Here is a 23,540-nt window from a genome sequence, read left to right on the forward strand (position 1 = left end):
TGTGAAAAACAGACCGCTTCTTAGTGTGTGTCTGATGGTTCTATGCATCATTGCTTTTATGGTTGTGTGGGGGAGAGAGCGGTTCATAAAAGAACTTCGCCCTTCCCCGATTGAACGATATGCCGCAGAAGGTGATAATATTACCATTTGCGGCAAAATATACAGGCAAGAGCAAAAAGAGAACTGCCGGATGATCTATCTGAAAGAAAATTCTATTTATTCAAACTCAAAAAAATTTCAAGAATCGAAAATTATCATTTATACAAATTCCAGCCAAAAATTACATATAGGAAACCAGATTAAAGTGTGTGGAAAGGTATCATTTTATGAAGAGGCCAGAAATCCGGGAAATTTTGATCAGAAATTTTATTATCAAAAACAGGGAATCCATGGGAAAGTCCGATCGGATGATATACAGATTACGGATTACAAACGAAACAAATTAAAAGACAGACTTGAAAAATTCCGGATGAACTGGCAGAAAATGCTGCAACGCGAGATGGGAGAACGGGATGGTTCAGCACTTGCGGCAATACTCCTTGGTGAAAAAAGCGGTATGGATCAGGAAATGAAAGAATTATATCAGGTAAACGGGATTGGACATATCCTAGCGATTTCCGGACTTCATCTATCGTTTGCGGGACTTGGAGTATACCGGATAGCAAGGAGAATGACAGGTTCATACAAGGCAGGTGGAATCACGGGAGGGATTCTGTTGTGTCTGTATGTGATGATGATCGGAATGACCGTGTCGGTGATCCGGGCGTGGGTGATGTTCGTATTTCGGATAGGTGCGGATATTACCGGTAGACATTATGATATGCCGACGGCACTTGCGGCTTCAGCTGTGCTAACGGTCGGGATCCATCCGCTTTATCTGTACGATGGTGGCTTTTGGTTGTCGTTTGGAGCTGTTTTTGCAGTTTGTACGGTGATACCGGTGCTTGAAAATGAGATGCGGTGTAAGAGCCTGTGTGCAGGCCTGGGAATCAATGTTTTATTGTGGCCGGTGATCTTATATAATTTTTTTGAGATTCCGGTGTATAGTATACTGCTGAATCTTATAATACTTCCGCTGATGTCGGTAGTTTTAACCTGTGGAATGATCGGGTCATTTATAAAGATGGCCGGGTGGATACCCGGAAAATGGATTTTGTGGATCTGCAGATGTATCTTATGGGTGTATGATAAATGCTGCGTTTTTACAATAAAGCTTCCGATGGCAAGATGGGTGGCGGGAAGGCCGGATAAGAGAAGAATCTTTATCTATTATCTGGTGCTTATGACAGTGATTTTGATATTAAAATTTAAAAGAAACGGGAAAAAATATATCATAAGTATAACGCTTTATACGGTTGGATTTCTGATATTGATATCGGGCCCCTGGATAAGAACCGGAGCAGAGGTTACGATGCTGGATGTAGGACAGGGAGACTGTATCTGTGTGGAGGGACCGGAGCATAAGACTTATCTGATCGATGGAGGCAGCAGTGATATAAAAAATGTCGGGAAATATCGGATAGAACCGTTTTTAAAGTACAGAGGAATAGGAAGTATTGATTATGTGTTCGTATCTCATGGAGACATAGATCATATGAATGGAATTGAAGAAATGCTGAAAAGGCAGCAGGTCGGGATAAAAATACGGAATCTTGTTGTGACAGGAGAAGCGTACCGGGATGAAAAGTTAGAAGAGCTTATAAGTGTAGCAGAAGATAATGGAACGACGGTCTGGGAAATGGAAAACGGGACGCAGATCAGAGAAGGAAAGTTGAGATTCACCTGTCTGGGGCCAAAAGAAAAGAATATGAATCCCGGAAATGAAGCATCCATGATCCTACATCTGGAATACGAGGGATTTGACATGCTTTTTACAGGAGACGTGGAAAAAGAAGGAGAAGAAAGTCTGACAGATACGCTCTCTTATCTACAGGAAAAGAAGATTTCATGGGAGGTATTAAAGACTGCACATCATGGATCAAAGAATTCTACAACGGAAGCATTTCTGGAAAATGTAAAACCAAGATATGCATGGATTTCGGCAGGAAGGAAGAATCGTTACGGACATCCACATAAAGATACTTTGGAAAGACTTGAAAACAGTGGCGCGAAAATATATTCTACACAGGAAAACGGTGCGTTTGGAATAACTGTAAATAAAAAAAGTATGCGGATTCATGGGAGAAACGGTTGAACTTAAAAGGAGAATTCAGTATACTTTTAAGAGGTGAAAAAGATAGGAGAACACCGATGAAAAGTTTAAATGAAGATATAAAAACAGGAAATTTTAAGCCGGTATATCTCCTGTATGGGGAAGAGGCTTATTTGAAAAAGCAATACAGAGACCGGATAACCAAGGCAATATTTCCGGATGGGGATACGGTAAATTATGCATATTATGAAGGCAAAGGGATAAATCCGGGTGAACTCATAGATCTTGCCGAGACAATGCCGTTTTTTGCAAAGCGTCGTCTGATAGTGGTAGAAAATTCGGGATTTTTTAAAAATACAACACCGGATCTGGCCGATTATATCAAGACGATGCCGGATACGGCATGCTTTTTGTTCGTGGAAAATGAGGCGGACAAACGAGGAAAGATGTATAAAGCGGTGAAGAGTAAAGGACGCGTAGTTGAGATGGCGCGTCAGGATGAGAAGACGTTATTATACTGGGTTGCAGGTAATGTAAAAAAAGAAGGCTACAAGATCAAGGAACAGACGGCCAGATATCTTCTGTCAACAACAGGAACGGATATGGAGAATCTGGAAAAAGAACTGGAAAAACTCTTCTGTTACTGTATGGGAAAAGAAGAGATTGAGATATCAGATATAGAAGCAATCTGTACAACACAGATTACAAATAAGATTTTTGATATGGTAGAAGCGGTTGCAATGAAGAATCAGAATAAGGCGCTTGATTACTATTATGATCTTCTGGCATTAAAAGAACCGCCGATGCGTATCTTATACCTTCTGACGAGACAGTTTAAGCTGCTTTTGGAAGTGAAAGATCTGGTGGGGAAACGCTACGATAAATCATCAATCGCAAAGACAGTCGGACTTCATCCGTTTGTGGCGGGAAAATATATGCAGCAATGCCGCACATTTGAAAAGAAAGAGTTAAGGAACATTCTGGAAGAGGCTGTAGATACCGAAGAGATGGTAAAGACGGGACGCCTGAATGATGTGATGAGTGTGGAACTTTTCATTGTAAAATACAGTGCTGCATGATAGAATTGATAAGATAAACATTTAATTAAGGAGAAGATATTAGTGTCAGGAATAGATCAGAGTAAAATTCGAAATTTTTGTATTATAGCACATATTGACCATGGTAAATCAACACTGGCGGACCGTATCATTGAGATGACGGGACTTCTTACCAGTCGTGAGATGCAGTCCCAGGTGTTAGACAATATGGAGCTGGAAAGAGAACGAGGAATCACGATCAAAGCCCAGACAGTCAGAACGGTATATAAGGCAAAGGATGGAGAAGAGTATATCTTTAACCTGATCGATACGCCGGGGCATGTAGACTTTAACTATGAAGTATCCCGAAGCCTTGCAGCTTGTGACGGGGCAATTCTGGTAGTGGATGCCGCACAGGGGGTAGAAGCACAGACGCTTGCCAATGTATACCTTGCGCTGGATCATGATCTGGATGTAGTACCGGTATTAAATAAGATCGATCTTCCAAGTGCCGATCCGGAACGTGTGATTGAAGAGATTGAGGATGTGATCGGAATAGAGGCAGAGGATGCGCCGCAGATTTCTGCAAAGACCGGACTGAATGTAGATCAGGTGCTGGAAGAAATCGTAGCAAAGATACCGGCACCAACCGGAGATCCGAAAGCACCGCTTCAGGCGTTGATCTTTGATTCCTTATATGATGCGTATAAAGGTGTTATCGTATTTTGCAGAATCAAAGAAGGAACTGTAAAAAAAGGAACACCGATCCTTATGATGGCGACAGGAGCTAAGGCAGAAGTAGTAGAAGTTGGTTATTTTGGAGCCGGACAGTTTATTCCGTGTGAGGAACTGAGTGCCGGAATGGTAGGCTATATTACGGCAAGTCTTAAGAACGTAAAGGATACCCGCGTGGGTGATACGGTAACCAATGCGGCACATCCATGTGCAGAACCGCTTCCGGGATATAAGAAAGTAAATCCAATGGTTTACTGTGGATTATATCCGGCAGATGGCGCAAAATACCCGGATCTCAGGGATGCGTTGGAGAAATTACAGTTAAATGATGCATCACTGCAGTTCGAACCTGAGACTTCAATTGCACTGGGATTCGGATTCCGCTGTGGATTCCTTGGACTTCTGCATCTGGAGATCATTCAGGAACGTCTGGAAAGAGAATATAATCTGGATCTGGTAACAACTGCGCCGGGGGTTATCTATAAAGTACACAAGACAAATGGAGATGTGATAGAGCTTACGAATCCATCGAATCTTCCGGATCCTTCAGAGATCGAATATATGGAAGAGCCAATGGTAAAAGCAGAGATCATGGTGACAGCGGAGTTTATCGGTGCGATCATGGATCTGTGCCAGGAACGTCGAGGCGTATATGAAGGTATGGAGTATATTGAAGAGACACGTGCAGTATTACATTACCAGCTCCCGCTTAATGAAATCATTTATGATTTCTTTGATGCATTAAAATCAAGATCAAGAGGATATGCTTCGTTTGACTATGAGATGGCCGGTTATGTGAAGTCAGAACTTGTCAAACTGGATATCCTGATCAATAAAGAAGAAGTCGATGCATTGTCATTTATCATTCATGCAGATACTGCATACGAACGCGGAAGAAAGATGTGCGAGAAGTTAAAAGAAGAGATCCCGAGACAGTTATTCGAGATTCCAATCCAGGCAGCAATCGGAAGTAAGATCATCGCGCGTGAAACAGTTCGTGCGATGCGTAAAGACGTGCTGGCAAAATGTTATGGTGGAGATATCAGCCGTAAGAGAAAGCTTCTGGAAAAACAGAAAGAAGGAAAGAAACGTATGCGTCAGGTGGGCAACGTAGAGATTCCGCAGAAAGCATTTATGAGTGTATTGAAGCTGGATGATAAATAATGAGACCATTAGAGTTATATATCCATATTCCATTTTGTGTAAAAAAATGTCGGTACTGTGATTTCCTGTCTGCGCCTGCAACACCTGAAGCGAGACAGGAGTATGTCATGGGCTTGTGCCAGAAGATCCGTTCTTATTATGATCTTGCCGGTATGTACCATGTAAGCAGTATTTTTATAGGAGGCGGTACACCGTCCATATTAGAAACTCAGCAGATGAGGAGTATCTTCGATGCGATACGTGCTACATTTCCAATTGATTCGGACGCGGAGATCACGGTAGAAGTGAACCCGGGGACAGTAGATAAGTTGAAATTGATGGCATATCGGAATGTCGGGATTAATCGTCTGAGTATCGGATTACAGTCAACGGATGATCAGGAATTAAAGATGCTCGGAAGAATTCATACATATAAAGACTTCCTGGATACCTATACGCTTGCAAGAGAAGTGGGATTTCAGAATATCAATGTAGATCTGATGTCGGGAATTCCATTTCAGACATTGGGAGGATGGGAAGATACATTAAAAAAAGTGGCAGAACTTGGTCCGGAACATATCTCCGCATACAGTCTGATCATCGAAGAAGGAACGCCGTTCTATGAAAAGTACGGAGAGGGTGAACGCGCTGAGGCGAGAAGAAGAAGAGAACTTCCGGATGAAGATACAGAACGGATGATGTATCAGTTTACAAAAAATATTTTGTGGAGTTACGGCTATCACAGATATGAGATATCTAATTATGCCAAAGAAGGATATGAATGCCGGCATAACCTTGGATACTGGAACCGCACAGAATATCTGGGAATCGGAACCGGTGCGGCATCTCTTATCAATAACCAACGATTCGTAGAAGGCGGTGAGATCGAAGTTCTTAGTTTGCAGAATCAGATGGAAGAATATATGTTTCTGGGGCTCAGAAAAATCGAAGGAGTATCCAAGACTGACTTCAGGCAGACTTTCGGAAGAAGCATTGAAAATGCATATGGAAAAGTACTGATCGATATGTACCAAAAGCAGCTGCTTGAAGACACCGGCGAATACATCCGGTTAACAGAAAAAGGAATTGATGTCAGCAACTATGTCATGAGCGAGTTTCTATTTTAAATTGTTCCAATCAAGATATCACAACGGTTAAGGTTCCATTATATAATTATTATGGCATACAAAAACGTAACTGAATAAAAGGATAGAAGCCATTTCTCCATGATTGAATCAGCACAGAAATGGCTTCTATCCTTTTATTCAGGTCCGGGGTAAGTCACCAAAATAATTACTACAACAACTTCGCCATTACTAACGCATAAATCTCCTGGTTCCGTTTCTGCCAGTTGTTTGCAATGGTTGCAGCTTCGGATTCTGTCGGGGCTGTTACAGTGAGGTCGATCAGAGGAAGTCCCTGTTCGATGACCTGACAGCGTACAGAATATTCCATGTTGGAATTCTCGAAATAGTCCGCTTTTACGGACATCTCATTTTTTAATTCGTAATGTTTCTCTTTTAAAAATTCGTCGATATCATGCTGGATTGCAGGAGAGATATCGTTTGTAAAATAATGGATGGTCTCTGCTCCGTCTTCCGTAAGATGATAAAATGTACGGTGATGAGTAGATTCTTCACGAATAAATCCTGATTCCAGAAGTTCGGATAAAGCCTGCTGTAATTTAAAGTAGGTTGTATATCCTTCATCCAGAATAAATTCTGATATCTGGGAATTGGTAAGAGGAAAATCAACTTCGTTCAACATATACAAAATGATCAATTTATATAACGTAAAAGATTTGGCCAAGGTTAACACTCCTTTCCCTGCCAGATGTCATGTGTTTTTAAGTAAGACTGGAACTGATTCAGAACTTGCCTTTTGTTACAGGTCCATAAAGGGGCGATCAAAAGATTTTTTGGTCCGTCTCCGGTTAATCGGTGGATAACGATGTCCGGTCTTAAGTGGCTGATACACATCCCGAGAAGCTGGTAGTATTCTTCCGGTGTGGGAATGTAGAATGGAGAGGCCAGGTAGATGTCGGCCAGATCGGTATCTTTTAATACATGTAAAAGCTGCAGTTTGATGCCCTGAATATCCTGGTGGTTCAGGTATTCTATGGTCTTGAGTATATCCTGTTCGGTTTCATTTGGAAGACACAGGATTGTATGGACAATAACATCGATTCCACGCTTTCGAAGCTCGGATACTGCATTTTCAAATACCGGAAGCTCATAACCTCTGCGGATATATCGGGCGCTTTCTTCATGAATAGTCTGAAGACCAAGTTCAACCCAGACTGGTTTGATCCGGTTTAAATTTTCCAGGAGATCCAGAATCTTTTCGCTTAGACAATCCGGTCTGGTAGCTATGGAAAGAATCCGGATATCAGGATGTGTAATTGCTTCCATATATAATGTTTCCAGATATTCTAAAGAAGCATAAGTGTTGGTATATGCCTGAAAATAAGCAATGTAAGATGATCCGGTATATTTTTTTGCAGACTGCTGCTTCCCGGCTTCAATCTGCTCTGTGACAGACAGAGTACGACTGGCGGCAAAATCGCCGGAACCTCCATGGCTGCAGAAAATGCAACCGTGGGTTCCGAGGGTACCATCCCTGTTTGGACATGTCATGCCGCCGTCGAGAGATATCTTATAGAGCTTTTCACCATAAGTCTTTTTCAGATAATAATCCAGAGAATAGTATCTTTTTTCTCCCCAGTGTACGGTCATATCAGATCAGTTCCTTTACAGCACGGCTTACAACATCTGCAACACGTGGGTCAAATGCTTCAGGAAGAATATTATTTTCATTCAGCTCTTCATCAGGAACAAGACCTGCGATTGCTTTTGCAGTAGCCAGTTTCATATCTTCGGTGATGGCAGTAGCACGTCCCTCGAGAGCACCTTTGAAGATACCAGGGAAAGCAACCACGTTATTTACCTGGTTCGGGAAGTCGGAACGGCCGGTTCCTACTACTTTAGCGCCCGCAGCTTTTGCAATATCCGGCATGATCTCAGGTACCGGATTGGCCATGGCAAATAAGATGGCATCTTTGTTCATAGAAGCAACCATTTCCGGTGTAACAATATTCGGAGCCGATACGCCGACAAAAATATCAGCGCCTTTTAATGCATCGGCGAGTTTACCGGTTTTCTGTTCCAGGTTGGTTACTTCAACCATCTTCTCCTGCATCCAGTTGAGGTCTTTGGAATCTTTTCCGAGAATTCCATTTATGTCGCACATGGTGACATGTTTAAAGCCGTAGGTCAGGAGCAGTTTGGTAATAGCAACTCCGGCAGAACCGGCACCATTTACGACAACTTTGGAAGATTCCTTATCTTTTCCGGTTACTTTCATAGCATTAATGATTCCGGCAAGAACTACGATAGCAGTTCCGTGCTGGTCATCATGAAATACAGGAATATCCAGCAGTTCTTTCAGTCGTTCTTCGATTTCAAAGCATCTTGGAGCACTGATGTCTTCCAGATTGATCCCTCCGAAAGCAGGGGCGATATTTACAACTGTTTTGATGATCTCTTCAGTATCCTGTGTGTCAAGACAGATCGGTACAGCGTTGACACCACCGAATTCTTTAAAAAGAACAGCCTTTCCTTCCATAACAGGCATTGCCGCAAGAGCACCGATATTACCAAGACCGAGTACTGCACTTCCGTCAGAAACAACAGCTACAGTATTGGATTTCATAGTATAAGTATAGGCAGCCTCGGGATCTTTTGCGATTACCTTACAAGGTTCTGCAACACCAGGGGTATAGGCAATTGCAAGATCTTCACGTGAATTTACGTGGGATTTTGCACAAGTTTCAATCTTTCCATGCCATTCTTCGTGCATTTTCAGGGCTTTTTCACTATTCGTCATTTTATGGATACCACCTTTTCATAAGTTTGTTTAATCATATCATTCATAGAAGTTCAAGTCAATATACGCACAAAAGAGGAATTGGGTAGAATAGATATACCGTTATGAAAAAGAACTTTAAAAAAGAACAAAGATGTAGTATAATATCTCCATGTTTCAAATAGTATCGTCATTTCTGACGTGATTTTCCAGTAAAGTAAGAGATGCTACTTAATAAATGAAGAAACTAGAATGAAAGCAGTTTGATGTGAAAGGACTAATATGATGAGAGAAAAATATGAATCTCTTCCGCTGGCGACGTTAAAAGATCTCGCTAAAGCAAGAGGATTAAAGGGAATTTCCACCATGAAAAAGGCAGAACTGATAGAGCGTATGCTGGAAGAAGATGAAAAAGAAAAGAAATCGGCACGAGAAACCGTGAAAGAATTATCTGCTAATACAGGAGATAAAGAAGTACATGATATAGATAAGCTGGACAGTGGAATTACGGCACATGGGATTCTTGAAGTTATGCAGGATGGTTATGGATTTATCCGAAGTGCTAATTATCTGCCGGGGGAAAACGATGTCTATGTATCTCCGTCTCAGATCCGAAGATTTAATCTGAAAACAGGAGATATACTGGAAGGAAATACAAGAATCAAAACACAGCAGGAAAAATTCAGTGCACTTTTATATCTTTCAAAGATCAATGAGATGGATCCTATGAAGGCTATGCACAGAAAAAATTTTGAAGATATGACACCAATCTTTCCGAATGAAAGACTGAGTCTGGAATGTGGAAAGACAAGTACTGCAATGCGCATTATGGATTTGATGTCTCCGATCGGAAAAGGACAGAGAGGTATGATCGTCTCACCACCGAAAGCAGGAAAGACAACCTTATTAAAGCAGGTTGCATTATCCGTACAAAAGAATAATCCGGAAGTACATCTTTTGATTCTTCTGATCGATGAGCGTCCGGAAGAAGTAACGGATATCCGTGAATCAATAGAGGGACCGAATGTAGAAGTAATCTATTCTACGTTTGATGAGCTTCCTGAGCACCATAAGCGTGTATCAGAGATGGTGATCGAACGGGCCAAACGACTGGTAGAGCACAAAAAAGATGTCATGATCCTGATTGACAGTATTACAAGACTGGCAAGAGCTTATAACCTTACAGTACCTCCGTCAGGAAGAACATTATCCGGAGGACTTGATCCTGCAGCACTTCACATGCCGAAGCGTTTCTTTGGTGCGGCGAGAAATATGAGAGAAGGCGGAAGTCTTACAATACTGGCAACGGCACTTGTGGATACGGGAAGCAAGATGGACGATGTTGTATATGAAGAATTTAAAGGAACCGGTAATATGGAACTGGTATTGGACCGCAAGCTTTCCGAAAAAAGAATGTTTCCTGCTATTGATATCTTAAAATCAGGAACAAGAAGAGAAGATCTTCTGCTTTCAAAAGAGGAACAGGAAGCTGTTGAAAGTATGAGAAGAGCACTGAACGGACTGCGTCCGGAAGAGGCGGTAGATAACATACTGAATATGTTCTCAAGAACGCGGAATAATGAAGAATTAATACAAATGGTAAAAAAGACAAAATTTATCTAGACAAAACTTGATTCTTGTGTTACAATGAACGAGCTGTGTAAATAAAAGAAATTTACTGCACATTAAGTGCGTGTCAAAAAATAAAGAAGAGGTGAAAATCATGAAAGAAGGAATACATCCAAATTATTATCAGGCAACTGTAACTTGTAACTGTGGAAATACATTCGTAACAGGATCTACAAGTGAAGAAATCCACGTAGAAATCTGTTCTAAATGTCATCCATTCTATACAGGACAGCAGAAAGCAACTCAGGCTCGTGGCCGTGTTGATAAGTTCAATAAGAAATACGGAATGGACAAATAAGATTACAAGTATTGGGTTGAGGTTTTTGAATCTCAACCCTTTTTTCATTACAATAGATCTTCGGGCAAGAGATAGTCTTTGTTCCAGAAGATGTGGTATAAGGAGAATATATGAAATCATCAAATATCGGCGGACAGGCAGTTTTAGAGGGAATCATGATGAAGAATCAGGATCGTTATGCTGTGGCTGTCAGAAAACCGGACGGAGAGATCTTTGTTCAGACAGAGACGTTTCACAGTATTACCGGCAATTGGAAAAAACTGACTACGATTCCTTTTGTCCGGGGGGTTTTTAATTTTATTGATTCCATGGTACTTGGAATCAAGACGCTGACTTTTTCGGCGAGTTTTTACGAAGAGGAAGAAGAAAAAGAGCTTTCCGGAAAAGATCTGAAAAAGAAAGAAAAGCAAGAGAACCTGATGATGGCAGGAACGGTTGCCTTTTCCATTGTTGCAGCAGTTGCAATCTTTATGATATTGCCGTATTTTCTGTCGACACTTATGAAACCGGTTATTCCGTCGTATCATCTTAGAACCGTGATAGAAGGTGTTGTCCGGATTGGAATTTTTATTGTGTATATTTTGCTGATTTCCAGAATGGAGGATATTCAGAGAACATTTATGTACCACGGTGCGGAGCATAAGTGTATCAACTGTATTGAACATGGGCTGCCGCTTACGGTGGAGAATGTAAGGAAAAGTTCGAGACAGCATAAAAGATGTGGGACAAGTTTTCTGTTTTTTGTGCTGGCGATCAGTATTATTTTACTGTTGCTGATTCGGGTGGAATCTCCTTTGATGCGGGTGGTTGTCCGTATTGCACTGCTTCCGGTGATCGCCGGAATCTCTTATGAGGTGTTGAAACTGGCGGGGAACAGTGAAAATGCCCTGGTCAATCTGTTAAGTAAGCCGGGAATGGCAATTCAGATGATGACAACCAGTGAACCGGATGATGATATGATAGAAGTAGCGATACAGGCAGTAGAAGCTGTATTTGACTGGAGGGCGTATGAACGGGAAAATTTTCACACTTCGTAATCTCTACCAGAGTGGAACAGAAAAACTTGAAAAGGCAGGGATACGGGAAGCAAAACTGGATGCCTGGTATCTGCTTGAATATAAGACCGGAATCAGCAGAGCAGTGTTTTTTGCAGACCCGGACAGAGAAGTAGAAGAAGAAAAAGCAGAAAGCTATCAGAAAGATATCTGCACAAGAGCAAGAAGAATTCCACTTCAGCATATTACCGGTGAACAGGAATTCATGGGATTAAATTTTAAAGTGAATGAAAATGTGCTGGTTCCAAGACAGGATACAGAGATTCTGGTAGAAGAGGCTTTAAAACGGATCAGACCAGATATGCAGATCCTGGACATGTGTACCGGTTCGGGATGTATTCTGGAAAGTATTTTGAAATTCGGCGAAAAAAAACAGATGCATCTGAAAGGAACCGGCTGCGATATTTCGGAAGAGGCATTGAAAGTTGCACGAGAAAACAACAGCCGTCTGGGAACAGATGCAAGATTTATAAAAAGTGATCTGTTTGAATCTGTCACCGGAAAATACGATATGATCGTGTCTAATCCGCCTTATATCAGGACAGAAGAAATCAGTCGTCTGGATGAGGAAGTAAAACTTCATGATCCATGGATTGCGCTGGATGGAAAAGAGGACGGACTTTATTTTTATCGTCTGATCGTAAAAGACAGTATAAGATATCTGAACAAGGGAGGATATATCCTGTTCGAGATTGGCTTTGATCAGGGAAAAGATGTATCAGAACTTTTGAAAAATGAAGGATATGAGGAAATCGAGATAAAAAAGGATTTAGCGGGACTTGACCGCGTAGTTATGGGAAGGTACAATAAAGAGTAATGTTAAGGAGGAAATACCATGTTTGATAAATTAGAAGATCTGCGCATCCGTCTGGATGAGATATTAAATGAACTTCAGGAACCGGATGTGGCAAATGACCAGAACCGCTTCCGCAAACTTATGAAAGAGCAGAATGATCTGACTCCGATTGTAGAGGCGTATAATGAATACAAAGAATGCAAGCAGGCAATTGAGGACAGTCTTGAGATGTTAGAGGAAGAGTCCGATGAAGAGATGCGTGAACTTGCAAAAGAAGAGTTGAATGATAACAAGAAACGTGTAGAAGAACTGGAACAGGAACTGAAGATCCTTCTTCTTCCAAAGGACCCTAACGATGAAAAGAACGTTATCGTTGAGATCCGTGCCGGTGCAGGCGGAGATGAGGCTGCACTTTTTGCGGCAGAGATCTACCGTATGTATATGCATTATGCAGAAAGCCAGAGATGGAAAGTCGAGCTGGTAGAATGTGAAGAGATCGGTATCGGCGGAATGAAAAATGTAACATTCATGATCGATGGTAAAGGTGCTTATTCCAAGATGAAATACGAATCCGGGGTACACCGTGTACAGCGTGTACCGGAGACCGAATCCGGTGGACGTATCCATACCTCTACGATCACAGTAGCGGTGATGCCGGAGGCAGAAGATGTAGATATTCAGATTGATGAGAAAGATATCCGTATCGATGTTATGCGTGCATCTGGTAACGGTGGACAGTGTGTCAATACCACGGACTCTGCTGTACGACTGACACATTATCCGACAGGAATTGTAATCTACAGCCAGACAGAGAAATCTCAGTTACAGAATAAAGACAAAGCGTTCGCTCTTTTACGCGCGAAGTTATATGATCTGGAATGCCAGAAACGTCATGATGCAGAAGCAGAAGCAAGAAAGAGCCAGATCGGTACCGGAGACAGATCGGAAAAGATCCGCACTTACAACTTCCCACAGGGACGTGTGACAGATCACCGTATCGGACTTACATTATACAAACTGGATAAGATCATGAACGGTGATATTCAGGAGATCATTGATGCTTGTATCGCGGCTGATCAGGCAGCAAAACTTGCAAATATGAATGAAGAAATGTAAGAAGCCAGAATATAAGATTTTAGAAAGAATCCGGAAAATTAAAGAAGGTAAATACAGAATATGGGAGCAACACAGTTTAAACGTGCAGAATTAGAGGATCAGGAGATTATCTCACATTACTTTGAACATCATACCAGCAGAAGCTGTGAGAGAACATTTGCCAATGTGTATCTCTGGTCCAGACAGTATCCGGTAAAATGGGCGATCATCAAGAATGCACTGGTATTCAAAAGTGAGGATGAGAATCACGTATCCTTTGCCTACCCGGCCGGAGCACCGGAAGATGTGAAGAATGCACTGGAAGAGATGATGGAATATTCCAAAGCGAAGGGCAGGCCATTCCTGATGTACAATGTGACACCGGAATATTTTGCCCAGTTAGAGGAGTGGTATCCGGGAAGATTCCAGATTGAATACGACAGAGATTCTGCAGATTACGTCTATGAATCTGAGAAACTGGCAACACTTTCGGGAAAGAAACTTCACGGAAAGCGGAATCATATCAACAAATTCAAAAGCCTGTTCGAAGACCGCTGGTCTTATGAAAGTATGACAAAGGATAATCTGGAAGAATGTTTCCAGATGGCACTTAAGTGGCGGACAGAGAATGACTGTGAAGATGATGATGAAAAAAGGGGAGAGATGTGCGTAGCACTGAATTCCCTGAGACTGTTTGAAGAACTTCATCTGACGGGAGGAGTCTTAAGGATCGATGGTAAAGTTGTTGCATTTACGATCGGAGAGCCGATATGCGAAGACACTTATGTCGTGCATATTGAAAAAGCATATGCCGATGTACAGGGCGCATATACGATGATCAATCAGCAGTTTGTAGAGCATGAATGCATGAACTATAAATATGTAAACCGGGAAGATGATACCGGAGCAGAAGGCCTTAGAAAGGCAAAGCTTTCTTACCGTCCAGCTTTTATGGTAGAAAAGGGTGATGTGACAGAGAAAGCGCAGGGCTAAGACTTACAAATGAAAGACTTGTAGTGAGAAAGGAGCAACAAAATGATAGCGGATAAGATGAAAAATATGGTAGCCAACAGTTCGGCTATCCGTGCAATGTTTGAGGAAGGTAACCGTCTGGCAAGAATTTACGGAGCTGAGAATGTATTTGATTTCAGTCTGGGCAATCCGAACGTGCCGGCACCGGAGGCCGTGAAGAATGCGATCATTGAGATTGTAAGTGAGGAAGATCCAATCGTACTTCACGGATATACCAACAGCAACTGCGGATATGCAGATGTAAGAGAGGCAGTAGCTGATTCTTTAAATAAGCGTTTTGATACGCATTTTGAAGGCAAAAATATTGTCATGACGGTTGGTGCAGCCGGTGGATTAAATGTTATCTTGAAAGCGCTGATCAATCCGGGAGATGAAGTGATCGCATTTGCACCATATTTTGGAGAATATCGTTCTTATACGAACAACTACGATGGTGTACTGGTAGAAATCTCACCGAATACCGTTGACTTCCAGCCAAAACTGGATGAATTTGAACAAAAGATCACACCAAAGACAAAAGCCGTTATCGTCAATAATCCGAACAACCCGACTGGTGTTGTATATTCCGAAGAGACGATCAAAAAGCTCGCCGCTATCATGGAGGCAAAGCAGAAAGAATTCGGAACAGACATCGTTCTGATCTCCGACGAGCCTTATCGTGAGCTGGCTTATGACGGAGTAGAAGTTCCGTATCTCACAAAATATTATGACAATACCGTAGTGGGATACTCCTACAGCAAATCATTGTCACTTCCAGGAGAACGTATCGGATACTTGGTTATTCCGGATGAATTAAAAGACAGTGAAGAAGTACTTTCCGCAGCCAATGTCGCAACACGTATCCTCGGATTTGTTAATGCACCGACACTGCAGCAGAAGGTAGTAGAAAAATGCCTGAATGAAAAGACAGACCTTTCTTTCTATGATCGCAACAGAGAAGATCTGTATAACGGACTGAAAGAGTGCGGATTTGAGTGCATTAAGCCACAGGGAGCATTTTATTTGTTTGTGAAATCACCGGTTCCGAATGAGAAGGAATTCTGTGAGGCTGCAAAGAAATATAATATTCTGATCGTGCCGGGAAGTTCGTTTGCATGCCCTGGATATGTAAGACTTGCGTACTGCGTATCACATGAGACAATCGTGAATTCCCTTCCAAAATTCAAAGAACTGGCGAAAGAATATTTCTAGGAGAGCAGCATGAAAGCATTTGAAAAGAACATTCGAAAAGTAGAACCGTATGTGCCGGGCGAGCAGCCACAGCGCAAAGTAATCAAGTTGAATACCAATGAAAACCCATACGCACCTGCACCGGGCGTGACAAAGGCGTTGGAGGAGATGAATACAGACCGTCTGCGTCTGTATCCGGATCCGACGGCGGCACCACTCGTAAATGCGCTGGCTGATTTTTATCATGTGAATCCGGATCAGGTATTCGTAGGAGTAGGATCGGATGATGTGTTATCCATGTGTTTCCTGACATTTTTTAACTCAGAGAAACCAATCTTTTTTCCGGATATCACCTATTCTTTCTATAAGGTATGGGCAGATCTGTACCGTATTCCGTATGAATGCCAGAAGCTTGACGAGAACTTTAAGATTATAAAAGAAGATTACTACAAAGAAAATGGTGGTGTGATCTTCCCAAATCCGAATGCACCGACAGGACTTTATGAAGATCTGGTTGATGTAGAAGATATTATCGCACACAATCAGGATGTAATTGTGATCGTGGATGAAGCTTACGTTGATTTCGCAGGACGTTCCGCAATGGAACTGATCGATAAATATGAAAATCTGATCATCGTTCAGACGTTTTCAAAAGCAAGATCAATGGCAGGAATGCGTATTGGTTACGCAATCAGTAATCCGACACTGATCAAGTACCTGAATGATGCAAAGTATTCTTTCAACTCTTACACCATGAATCAGACATCACTGGTATGCGGTGTGGAAGCGGTGAAAGATAAGGCATATTTTGAAGAATGTGTGAATAAGATTATCGAGACACGGGAATGGGCGAAAGAAGAGTTAAAGAATCTCGGATTCCACTGTCTGGATTCCAAATCGAACTTCATCTTTGCCATGCATCCGGATTATGATGCAAAAGAATTATTTGAAGCACTGAAAGAGAATGACATCTATGTGCGTTTCTGGGGCAGTGAAAGAATTGAACAGTATATGCGTATCACTGTGGGAACCAGAGAAGAGATGGAAGCAATGTTTGCATTTCTGAAAAAATATATGAATAAATAAGAGGAGTTTCTTATGACCAATACGTTAATACATGGGATTATTGATGCGTTAAGCGGAAGTGTGAGTAAAGAAGTGATCGTATTTCTGATCTCGATGATCCCGATCCTTGAACTTCGCGGGGCGCTGCTTGTTGCAGGACCGATCCTTGGAGTAAAGGTATCGACTGCGATTCCAATTTGCATTATCGGAAATATCATTCCGGTTCCATTTATTTTGCTTCTGATCACACCGGTATTTAACTGGATGAAGGGAACAAAAACATTCAAGCCGCTGGTGGATAAACTGGAATCCAAGGCGATGCGGCAGAAGGACCAGATTGAAAAATATGAATTCTGGGGACTGGTGTTATTCGTGGGAATCCCTCTTCCGGGAACCGGCGCATGGACAGGGTCTCTGATTGCAGCACTTTTGGGAATGAAATTTAAGAAAGCATTTCCGGCTGTTATCATTGGAATTTGTATGGCAACTGTAATTATGTGGTTTATATCGTATGTACTTCTTGGAGGGGTACATCTGTTAGGATAAAGATAAGGGAAAAGATATGTCTATGAAAGTAAATAAAGTTCTGCCATCACCGGCAGAACTGAAAGAAGAATATCCGCTGTCAGAGAAACTGATTCAGTTAAAGAAAGAACGAGACGCAGAAATACGTGATATTTTTACCGGAAAATCCGATAAATTCGCAGTGATCATCGGACCTTGTTCGGCAGATAATGAAGATTCTGTATGTGAATATGTATGCCGTCTGGCGAAGGTAAATGAAAAGGTAAAAGACCGCCTGGTATTGATTCCGAGAATCTATACCAATAAGCCAAGGACGACCGGTGAAGGATATAAGGGAATGCTTCATCAGCCGGATCCGGATAAAGCTCCGGATCTGTATGCTGGAATTATGGCAATCCGTAAGATGCATATTCGTGCAATGAAAGAAAGCGGACTGACAGCAGCGGATGAAATGTTATATCCGGAAAACAGAAGTTATCTGGATGATATCCTTTCCTATGAGGCAGTGGGTGCAAGATCGGTGGAGAATCAGCAGCACCGGCTGACGGCAAGTGGTATGGATATTCCGGTTGGAATGAAAAATCCGACCAGTGGAGATCTTTCTGTAATGCTCAACTCGATCGTAGCAGCACAGATGGGACACCGGTTCATTTACAGAACGATGGATGTAACGACGTCTGGTAATCCGCTTGCACACACGATCCTTCGTGGCGGAGTTGACAAGTACGGACAGTGCATACCAAATTACCATTATGAAGAATGTGTAAGACTCTGGGAATTATATCAGAAAAAAGATCTTAAGAATCCGGCAGCAGTGATTGATGTGAATCATTCGAATTCAAACAAGAAATATAAAGAACAGATCCGTATTGTAAGTGAGGTACTGCATTCGCGCAGATATAACCCGGATCTTAAGAAGATGATTAAAGGAGTTATGGTAGAAAGTTACCTGGAAGAAGGCAGACAGGATATATCGGCTGATATGATCTATGGAAAATCGATCACAGATCCATGTATTGGATGGGAAGATACAGAAAAGCTGATCTATAAAATTGCTGAAGAATGTTAAAATAAAAACAGAAGAATTATCTACAGAACCTGCCAGTGGCAAGTTCTGTAGACAATAAATGAAGAAAGTCACATGAAAAGTTTTGGCGGAAACTTCTCATGTGACTTTCTTACAAAACGCTATCAAGAGAGGGTTCGTGGGAGGGGTAGTACCATCCAAACACGAACAATTTGCGAAATCGTCGTTTCACATAATAAAATAATACATCAGGTAACTGTATTATTTGTTATTATTTTATCAATCATTTTCGGATTCGTAAATAGGCAAAATGACAAAAAAATAACGGAATTTTTGTAAGAATTGGCAAATATGCACTTTAAGAGCCTGTGTCTTTAAAAATGTAAAATTCTATGATAAAATAAAATATGAAACAAGTGTAAGATTTAGGATAAGGAGATTTCAGGATGGAAAAGATATATGACGTAACAGCACTTGGAGAAATGCTGATCGACTTTGCAGTGAATGGGGAAAGTGAGCAGGGAAATCAGTTGTTTGAAGCCTGCCCGGGTGGTGCGCCGTGTAATGTGCTTGCAATGTTGAACAAACTTGGAAGAAAAACCGCATTCATTGGAAAAGTTGGGGATGACCAGTTTGGTAAACTGTTAAGAGATACGATTACAAATATCGGAATAGAAGCAAAAGGACTTGTGATGGATCAGGATATCCACACGACACTGGCTTTTGTACATACTTTCCCGGATGGTGACAGAGAATTTTCTTTTTACCGCAAACCGGGAGCTGATATGATGCTGAAGGAAGAGGAAGTAGATTATGATCTGATCCGCCAGTCAAAGGTATTTCACTTTGGAACACTTTCTATGACAGATGAGCCGGTGAAGAGTGCAACAAAGAAGGCACTTGCAGTCGCTAAAGAAGCAGGCTGCATGATCACATTTGATCCGAACTTACGTCCGCCGCTGTGGAAGACTCTGGATGAAGCGAAAGCACAGATGGAATATGGCTTCGAAAATTGTGACGTACTGAAGATCTCTGACAATGAGATCCAGTTTGTATCAGGAAAAGAAGATTATGATGAAGGAATTAAGTATCTTCAGGAAAAGTATCAGATTCCTCTTATCTTCCTGACGATGGGAAAAGAAGGAAGCAGAGCCTACTATAAAAACTTTCGTGTAGAGCAGCCGGGATTTACTGTGAAAGCAATTGAGACAACAGGAGCAGGAGATACATTCTGCGGATGTTCGATCAACGGTGTATTAAAGTACGGTCTGGATAATCTGGATGAGGCAAAATTAAAAGAGATTCTGACATATGCGAATGCAGGTGCAGCACTGATCACAATGAAAAAAGGTGCGATCCGTTCGATGCCGGAACCGGAAAATATCAAAGAACTGATCGGGAAATAGGTAATTATGGGAGTACGCAGAATGCTGGCCGTATGGGCAGCGAAGATAAGTGAAAAAGCAAGTGTACATATCTTTCACCGCCAGGGCGTGACCTGGGCGGGAAAGATTGCACTGAAGATTGATCCAAGCATCCTGCATGATCTTGCGGGACAAGTCAGAAAAGACATTTTTATTGTATGTGGAACCAATGGAAAGACGACAACCAACAATATGCTCTGTGCAGCAATCGAGAAGGAAGGTTATAAAGTAATCTGTAACCATACCGGTTCCAACATGTTGAATGGTGTTGTGGCAGCCTTTGTATTAGGTGCGGGTTTAAGTGGTAATCTGGATGCGGATTATGCATGTATCGAGATTGATGAAGCTTCGACAAGAAGGGTATTTCCACACTTTAAGCCGGATTATATGGTACTGACGAATCTGTTCCGTGACCAGCTTGACCGTTACGGTGAGATCGACATTACAATGAATATCTTAAAAGAAGTGATGCAGAGTGCACCAAAGATGAAGGTGATCGTGAACGGGGATGATGCATTGTCTGCTTACCTTGCAATGGAAAGCGGTAATCCGTATGTAACTTACGGAATTAGTGAAAAGGTAGTGGATGATAAGGATTCCCATGAGATTAGAGAGGGACGTTTCTGTAAGAAATGCGGAGCACCGTTAAAATATAATTTCTATCACTACAGCCAGCTTGGCGATTATGCATGTACAGGCTGTGATTTTAAGCGTCCGGCAATTGAATATGATGCATCGGATGTGGCAGTCAGCGACCATCTTGCGTTTACGGTAGATGGCAGACGCCTGGAGGCCAATTATAAAGGCTTCTATAATGTATATAATATTCTGGCAGCCTACGCGGCTGGAAGAACCGAAGGGCTTGGGCTGGAGCATTTTCAGGATATGCTTACAGATTTCAACCCGGAAAACGGACGTATGGAGCAGTTTGAGGTAAAAGGCACAAAGATCGTGCTGAATCTTGCGAAGAATCCGGCAGGATTCAATCAGAATATCTCAGCGGTTATGCAGGATGATTCCATGAAGGATGTGATCATTGTGATCAATGACAATGCACAGGATGGAACGGATGTTTCGTGGCTTTGGGATGTGGACTTTGACAGATTTAAGGGTGCTAATGTGAATTCGATTACAGTAAGCGGTATCCGTTGTCAGGATATGAGACTTCGTATGAAGTATGTGGACATCCCATCTATGCTGGAAGCAGATGTTGAAAAGGCAATCCGGGAAAGGGTTGAAGATGGCTGTGGCAACCTGTATGTACTGGTGAATTATACGGCTCTGTTCAGTACCAGAAATGTATTGAAAAAGATGGAGGAAGAAAGATAATGGATACAAAAGATATGAAAATTACGATAGGGCATCTGTATCCAGATCTTTTGAATCTGTACGGCGACAGAGGGAATATCGCATGTCTGATGAAACGATGTATCTGGCGTGGAATTGAAGCAGAGACGATAGAGTTTAATACAGGGGATCAGATTGATTTTTCAAAATTGGATATTGTACTGTTAGGCGGAGGTTCAGACCGTGAACAGGCAATCGTATGTAAAAGTCTTCTTGAGATTCAAAGTGAATTCAAGGATTATGTGGAAGACGGAGGAGTTGTTATTGCAGTATGCGGAGGATATCAGCTTCTTGGAAAATATTATAAGACAGATGCCGGAATGATCGAGGGACTGAATCTGGTTGACATTTATACGGAACAGGAAGAGGGACGTCTCATAGATAATATTGTACTGGACAGTGATCTTGTAGATATGCCGGTGGTTGGATTTGAAAATCATGGGGGAAGAACATACCTCAATGGAAATAAACCATTTGGAAAAGTATTATACGGAGCGGGAAATGACGGGAAAAGCGGCTATGAAGGTGTAGTTTACAAAAATGTAATCGGTACTTATCTGCATGGTCCGTTGCTTCCAAAGAATCCACAGGTGAGTGACTATCTGATCCAGAAAGCGCTCGAAAGAAAGTACGGGGAAGTTCAGTTAATGCCTCTGGATGACAGTCAGGAAAAAGAAGCAAATGATTATATTTATCACCGTTTTGTGAAATAATGCAGGATTAAAGAGCTGATTTGCTGCGTGTGGATTCATCCCGCTGTTCCAGGTATTGAAGAAAGTTTAACAATTCTTTTTTAGAAGAATTAGATAAGCGGTGAAAATGGGTGAGAAGATAGTGCTCTGATTTTTGAGCCGTTGATTTATCGGAAAGTGTGATTTCACTGATATCATCGTCCAGCAGATAATCAACTGAAACATGAAAAAGCTCAGCAAGAATCGTCAGTTTTTCGTGAGAAGGCTGACGATTCTTTGTTTCATACCCGGCAATGGTAGAACGTGCAACATTGAGATGTTTTGCAACATATTTCTGGGTATAATGATTTTCTTCACGTAATTTTTTTAGTTTTTCAGAAAATGGCATGTCGGATACCTCCTAAATTGATTGGTATATTTTACCAAGGGTTGCACTTCGGAACACGGAAAGTGTCGATTCTCAACGAAATGTGTCGCAGATGTGCCGAAATGGAACAAAAAGAGGCGAAAGTGCATAAGTGGAGAACAAACAGATTGAAGTGAATATTAAGAGAAGGGAGCAGATAAAGTGAGAGTAGAACGTTTTAAAATGGAAAGAGAAGGACTGGTAACGGAAGGACAGGAAGTTGAGATCAGTGAAAGAAGTGCTGTGACAGGTCAGTACACTTATCTTGTAGAGCCATCCATTGCGATGTCAGGAATTTATCGTACAAGACAGAGAATAAAGTCAAGAAAGGGAAAAATACAGAAAATCGAACAGACAGACAGAGGATTTTATCTGTTAGTAGAGATTGATGAGTAATGAAAGAAGAAACAAACGATCACCCCGTCGTTGACATGAAAGTAAAAACCACATATAATTTAATATGATGGTAATACTAAAAAATAGAATTATTAAAGAAAGGAAATGGATAGATGATAGCAAACAATGATGAGGCAAAAAGAAGTAAGATATGGACAGTCGTTACGGCTGTTACATCTGTCCTGATCGTAATTATAGCAATCTTTCTTTTAATGAAGATGTTTACAGGAAACCCACTGGAGGGATCATGGACAGATGAAGACGGTAATATGGATCTTAAGATCGGTCGGAACGGACAGATGACAGTTATACTTCCGGCATCCGGGGATGGAGAAGAAACGCAAGTCCCGATGACATATACGCTCAGTAAGGAATCCAAGACGATATCCATTCAGGAGGATGATAATAAGATTCAGGAAATTGCAGAAAAATCAAATGGTCAGTATACAGAAGAGACGTTAAAGAATGCAGTGCAGTCGATAGGAACGACATTTGAATACAGTATTGATGGCGGAACAATGACATTGACAGAACGTGAATATGGTGAGCAGATGATGTTCAATAAAAAATAGATGAGGGCCCCTCTATGCAGTGTATAGAGGGGTGTTTGTTATACATACCAAAGTATGAAATAGAAGCTGCCAGTGGCAGA

The 23,540-nt window shown here is 41.6% G+C and carries 22 protein-coding genes and 1 pseudogene; 19 read left to right on the forward strand and 4 right to left on the reverse strand.

The annotated features are described in order from the left end of the window. The first annotated feature begins 1 nt into the window (after position 1). The 4 genes from NCY30_RS04550 to hemW are packed head-to-tail and all read left to right on the forward strand — an operon-like array spanning position 2 to position 6,194. Positions 2–2,194, forward strand: a complete 2,193-nt coding sequence (locus tag NCY30_RS04550; protein ID WP_250818518.1) for a DNA internalization-related competence protein ComEC/Rec2 — start codon at positions 2–4, stop codon at positions 2,192–2,194. 56 nt (positions 2,195–2,250) lie between these two features. Beyond that, on the forward strand, positions 2,251–3,231 hold the full coding sequence (gene holA, locus NCY30_RS04555) for a DNA polymerase III subunit delta (protein ID WP_250818519.1): 981 nt from the start codon (positions 2,251–2,253) through the stop codon (positions 3,229–3,231). Between the two features lie 42 nt (positions 3,232–3,273). Then, positions 3,274–5,088: a translation elongation factor 4 gene (lepA, locus tag NCY30_RS04560; protein ID WP_022415347.1), complete on the forward strand. Its 1,815-nt coding sequence runs from the start codon at positions 3,274–3,276 to the stop codon at positions 5,086–5,088. Next, complete coding sequence (gene hemW / locus NCY30_RS04565; protein ID WP_006428962.1) at positions 5,088–6,194, forward strand: radical SAM family heme chaperone HemW; 1,107 nt, start codon at positions 5,088–5,090, stop codon at positions 6,192–6,194. The genes lepA and hemW overlap by 1 nt, the downstream gene beginning before the upstream one ends. A 169-nt stretch (positions 6,195–6,363) precedes the next feature. On the opposite strand, the gene NCY30_RS04570 is transcribed toward hemW, so the two are convergent. From NCY30_RS04570 to NCY30_RS04580, 3 genes are read right to left on the reverse strand one after another with little or no spacing between them, the layout of a single operon-like run. Continuing rightward, a complete protein-coding gene (locus NCY30_RS04570) occupies positions 6,364–6,876 on the reverse strand; it encodes a DUF4364 family protein (protein ID WP_022415348.1) in 513 nt (170 codons plus the stop codon). Positions 6,877–6,878: 2 nt separating this feature from the next. Further along, the gene (locus tag NCY30_RS04575; protein ID WP_173792488.1) at positions 6,879–7,802 is read right to left on the reverse strand and encodes a TIGR01212 family radical SAM protein; all 924 of its coding nucleotides are present in this window, start codon (positions 7,800–7,802) and stop codon (positions 6,879–6,881) included. A 1-nt stretch (position 7,803) separates the two neighbouring features. Next, entirely contained in the window at positions 7,804–8,952 is a 1,149-nt protein-coding gene (locus tag NCY30_RS04580) for an NAD(P)-dependent malic enzyme (RefSeq protein ID WP_006428959.1), read from the reverse strand. A 264-nt stretch (positions 8,953–9,216) separates the two neighbouring features. Between NCY30_RS04580 and rho the strand changes: the two genes are divergently transcribed. The 13 genes and pseudogenes from rho to NCY30_RS04645 all read left to right on the forward strand — a co-directional run bounded on the left by rho (position 9,217) and on the right by NCY30_RS04645 (position 22,107). Then, complete coding sequence (gene rho / locus NCY30_RS04585; RefSeq protein WP_055180426.1) at positions 9,217–10,554, forward strand: transcription termination factor Rho; 1,338 nt, start codon at positions 9,217–9,219, stop codon at positions 10,552–10,554. Positions 10,555–10,654: 100 nt separating this feature from the next. Continuing rightward, a complete protein-coding gene (gene rpmE / locus NCY30_RS04590; protein WP_022415351.1) occupies positions 10,655–10,858 on the forward strand; it encodes a 50S ribosomal protein L31 in 204 nt (67 codons plus the stop codon). 110 nt (positions 10,859–10,968) lie between these two features. Further along, positions 10,969–11,895 (forward strand): DUF1385 domain-containing protein, encoded by a 927-nt coding sequence (locus NCY30_RS04595; protein WP_006428956.1) that lies wholly within the window; start codon positions 10,969–10,971, stop codon positions 11,893–11,895. After that, on the forward strand, positions 11,867–12,730 hold the full coding sequence (prmC, locus tag NCY30_RS04600) for a peptide chain release factor N(5)-glutamine methyltransferase (RefSeq protein ID WP_250818520.1): 864 nt from the start codon (positions 11,867–11,869) through the stop codon (positions 12,728–12,730). The genes NCY30_RS04595 and prmC overlap by 29 nt, the downstream gene beginning before the upstream one ends. Positions 12,731–12,748: 18 nt before the next feature. After that, a complete protein-coding gene (prfA, locus tag NCY30_RS04605) occupies positions 12,749–13,825 on the forward strand; it encodes a peptide chain release factor 1 (RefSeq protein WP_006428954.1) in 1,077 nt (358 codons plus the stop codon). A gap of 60 nt (positions 13,826–13,885) precedes the next feature. After that, a complete protein-coding gene (locus NCY30_RS04610) occupies positions 13,886–14,797 on the forward strand; it encodes a DUF2156 domain-containing protein (RefSeq protein WP_006428952.1) in 912 nt (303 codons plus the stop codon). A gap of 42 nt (positions 14,798–14,839) precedes the next feature. Continuing rightward, on the forward strand, positions 14,840–16,027 hold the full coding sequence (locus NCY30_RS04615) for a pyridoxal phosphate-dependent aminotransferase (RefSeq protein ID WP_250818521.1): 1,188 nt from the start codon (positions 14,840–14,842) through the stop codon (positions 16,025–16,027). Positions 16,028–16,036: 9 nt separating this feature from the next. After that, positions 16,037–17,092 (forward strand): histidinol-phosphate transaminase, encoded by a 1,056-nt coding sequence (gene hisC / locus NCY30_RS04620; protein ID WP_173733656.1) that lies wholly within the window; start codon positions 16,037–16,039, stop codon positions 17,090–17,092. Between the two features lie 12 nt (positions 17,093–17,104). Then, positions 17,105–17,617, forward strand: coding sequence for a COG2426 family protein (locus tag NCY30_RS04625; protein ID WP_173792489.1), 513 nt, complete (start codon positions 17,105–17,107; stop codon positions 17,615–17,617). A gap of 7 nt (positions 17,618–17,624) precedes the next feature. Continuing rightward, positions 17,625–18,665: pseudogene (locus NCY30_RS04630) on the forward strand (3-deoxy-7-phosphoheptulonate synthase); the annotation flags it as partial. A 404-nt stretch (positions 18,666–19,069) separates the two neighbouring features. Then, the gene (locus tag NCY30_RS04635) at positions 19,070–20,029 is read left to right on the forward strand and encodes a carbohydrate kinase family protein (RefSeq protein ID WP_006428947.1); all 960 of its coding nucleotides are present in this window, start codon (positions 19,070–19,072) and stop codon (positions 20,027–20,029) included. Positions 20,030–20,035: 6 nt separating this feature from the next. Beyond that, complete coding sequence (locus NCY30_RS04640; RefSeq protein WP_250818522.1) at positions 20,036–21,376, forward strand: MurT ligase domain-containing protein; 1,341 nt, start codon at positions 20,036–20,038, stop codon at positions 21,374–21,376. Between the two features lie 14 nt (positions 21,377–21,390). Then, positions 21,391–22,107 (forward strand): type 1 glutamine amidotransferase, encoded by a 717-nt coding sequence (locus NCY30_RS04645; RefSeq protein WP_055180428.1) that lies wholly within the window; start codon positions 21,391–21,393, stop codon positions 22,105–22,107. Between the two features lie 7 nt (positions 22,108–22,114). Here NCY30_RS04645 and NCY30_RS04650 read toward each other — a convergent pair whose 3' ends face one another. Beyond that, positions 22,115–22,474: a helix-turn-helix domain-containing protein gene (locus NCY30_RS04650; protein WP_139009449.1), complete on the reverse strand. Its 360-nt coding sequence runs from the start codon at positions 22,472–22,474 to the stop codon at positions 22,115–22,117. 180 nt (positions 22,475–22,654) lie between these two features. Here NCY30_RS04650 and NCY30_RS04655 point away from each other — a divergent pair, with 180 nt between their 5' ends. Both NCY30_RS04655 and NCY30_RS04660 read left to right on the forward strand, forming a co-directional pair. Continuing rightward, the gene (locus tag NCY30_RS04655; protein ID WP_022415359.1) at positions 22,655–22,888 is read left to right on the forward strand and encodes a hypothetical protein; all 234 of its coding nucleotides are present in this window, start codon (positions 22,655–22,657) and stop codon (positions 22,886–22,888) included. Positions 22,889–23,001: 113 nt separating this feature from the next. Beyond that, positions 23,002–23,460 carry a hypothetical protein gene (locus NCY30_RS04660; protein ID WP_006428942.1) on the forward strand — a complete coding sequence of 153 codons (459 nt, stop codon included), beginning with the start codon at positions 23,002–23,004 and terminating at the stop codon, positions 23,458–23,460. Positions 23,461–23,540 lie beyond the last annotated feature (80 nt).

The sequence above is a fragment of the Dorea sp. MB18-49 genome (genome assembly GCF_023669465.1).
Classification (GTDB): Bacteria; Bacillota; Clostridia; order Lachnospirales; family Lachnospiraceae; genus Dorea_A; species Dorea_A longicatena.